Source organism: Sulfobacillus sp. hq2, from assembly GCF_002903155.1.
Lineage (GTDB): Bacteria > Bacillota > Sulfobacillia > Sulfobacillales > Sulfobacillaceae > Sulfobacillus > Sulfobacillus thermotolerans.
Genome location: NZ_NWUL01000050.1, coordinates 1 through 2,224, shown reverse-complemented (window position 1 = coordinate 2,224; position 2,224 = coordinate 1). Strand labels below are relative to the sequence as shown.

At 56.9% G+C, this 2,224-nt stretch carries 2 protein-coding genes; both read left to right on the top strand.

Annotation, left to right across the window (positions count from 1 at the left end; translation table 11 throughout):
- A partial coding sequence (locus tag CO251_RS17050; protein ID WP_103377024.1) for a cytochrome c oxidase subunit II occupies positions 1-588 on the top strand: 588 nt, incomplete at its 5' end.
- Between the two features lie 59 nt (positions 589-647).
- A partial coding sequence (locus CO251_RS17045) for a cbb3-type cytochrome c oxidase subunit I (RefSeq protein WP_103377023.1) occupies positions 648-2,224 on the top strand: 1,577 nt, incomplete at its 3' end.

Here is a 2,224-nt window from a genome sequence, read left to right as displayed (position 1 = left end):
GGCGAAATGCCGCCGGCCAATAAGCGCTTTGCGATTGACAACAAAGCGTTCGTCTTGGTCTGGGTGGGCGGCTCGATTGCGTTAAATCTGCTATTTTTCCTGCATCCGACGACATCAGCGATGGAGCAGATGTTTGCCTTGGATCAGCCCGCCGCGAATACCCACGACCTCGTCGTGGATGTGACGGCGCGGCAATGGCAATGGATTTTCAGCTATCCGCAGTATGGGCTCACCCAAACACTGACGCCCAACGGCCAAAATCTGCTGGAGTTGCCCGTGAATGTGCCCGTGAAGTTCGTGTTGCGGTCGTATGACCCGTATCACACCTATGACCAATATGCGGATGTGATTCACAGCTTTTGGGTGCCGGCCTTTGGGATTAAAGAAGATGTGATTCCGGGCGAAACCCGCTATGAGTACCTGACGCCGACCGCGATTACGTCGTATGCCGTGAATCCGATGGTGCGCGTGCAGTGCGCCGAAGTGTGCGGCCCGGGCCACCCGTGGATGGAATCGCCGTTAGCGGTGGTGTCGGATCAGCAATTTGCGCAGTGGGTGAAAGCCCAGAAAGCCTTAGCCAACGGCTAAGGGTCCCCCGCCGAGGCGCTCGGTGGGATAACGAAGGAGGGAACAGTGTGGCACATGCTATGACCGTGCCGGAATCCGGGCACGCGCCGCGACCGCGGAAGGCCCCCATGCCCCCCGTCTTGCGGGCGTTTTTGTGGGCGGCGATTGGGTTTTTGTTGCTGAACACCTTTGTGATTGCCGTGGATCCATTTCGTGGCCATCCCTTTGTGACGGGGCCGTCGGTGGTGTTTGGCTGGGTCGGTGCGGCGATCGGGTGGCTGTTGGGCATTGGGCTGTATGATGCGGTCTTATTGCCGTTAATGGGCTTTCCCACGCGCTGGCAGGAGCGGCAGCAGGGCTGGCGCCGGTACTGGGAATTTGCGACCGACCATAAAGTGATTGGATTGCAATACATGATGTTTGCCGTCGGCGGGTTTCTAATCGCCGGAGGCATTGCGATGCTGATGCGCTATGAGTTGATGACCCCGTATTTGACGATTTTCCACTACCCGTCCAACTACCTGACGGCGGTGGGCATCCACGGGACGTTGATGATGTTCTCCTTCGCAACGGTGTTTATGATCGGCGGCTTGGGGAACTACTTTGTGCCATTGATGATCGGGGCGCGCGAAACCGTCTTATCGAAACTCTCCGGGATTGGCGTGTGGTTGGTGCCGGTGGGGATTTTGACGGTGTTGTTCAGCCCCTTGCTGGGGGAATGGTCCACTGGCTGGCGGGGGTATGAGCCGCTGGCGGGGCAAGATGCGAACGGGATTTTGTTCTACTATCTGGGCGTGCTGGCGCTGACCATGTCCTCGCTGATTGTGGCGTTGAACTTGGTCGCGACGGTGATGTTCCGGCGGGCGCCGGGGCTGACGTGGGGGCGGTTGCCGCTGTTTGTGTGGGGGCAAGTGACCGTCAACCTGCTGATGTTGATTTGGTTTCCGGAAATCCAGACCACCTTTGTGATGGCCTTGCTGGATAAAGTGGTGCCGTTGAACTTTTTCACGGCGACGGGCAGTCCGCTCACGTACCTGATGTTGTTCTGGCTGTTTGGCCATCCGGAAGTGTACATTATCGCCGTGCCGGCGTTTGCCATCTGGAACGAAATTATTCCGGTCATGGCGCAGAAATCGCTGTTTGGGCGGCAATGGGCCGTGATTGGCTTGGTGTTCGTGATGATGTTGTCGGGGTTGGTGTGGGCGCATCACATGTTTACCAACCTGCGGAACAGTGAGATTCTGCCGTTCTCGTTCTTTACGGAAATGATTTCGATTCCCACGGGCTTTGCCTACATGTCGGCAATTGGAACGCTCTGGAAATCGAAAGTGCGGCTCAATACCCCGATGCTGTGGATTTTGATGAGTATGTTTAACTTCCTGATTGGGGGGTTAACGGGGGTGTTTTTGGCCGACCCGATCGTGAACTTGCAGCTGCACGACACGTTCTGGGTGGTGGGGCACTTCCACTACACGATTATCGGGTCGATGGTGTTTAGCGGCTTTGGGGCGATCTACTACTGGTTGCCGAAACTGTCGGGGCGGACGTTTAACGAGACGTGGGGGAAGACCTTGGCCATTATCACGTTCTTAGCGTTCAACCTGACCTTTAGCCAGTTTTTCCTGCTGGGCTTGCACGGGATGAACCGGTGGGTGCC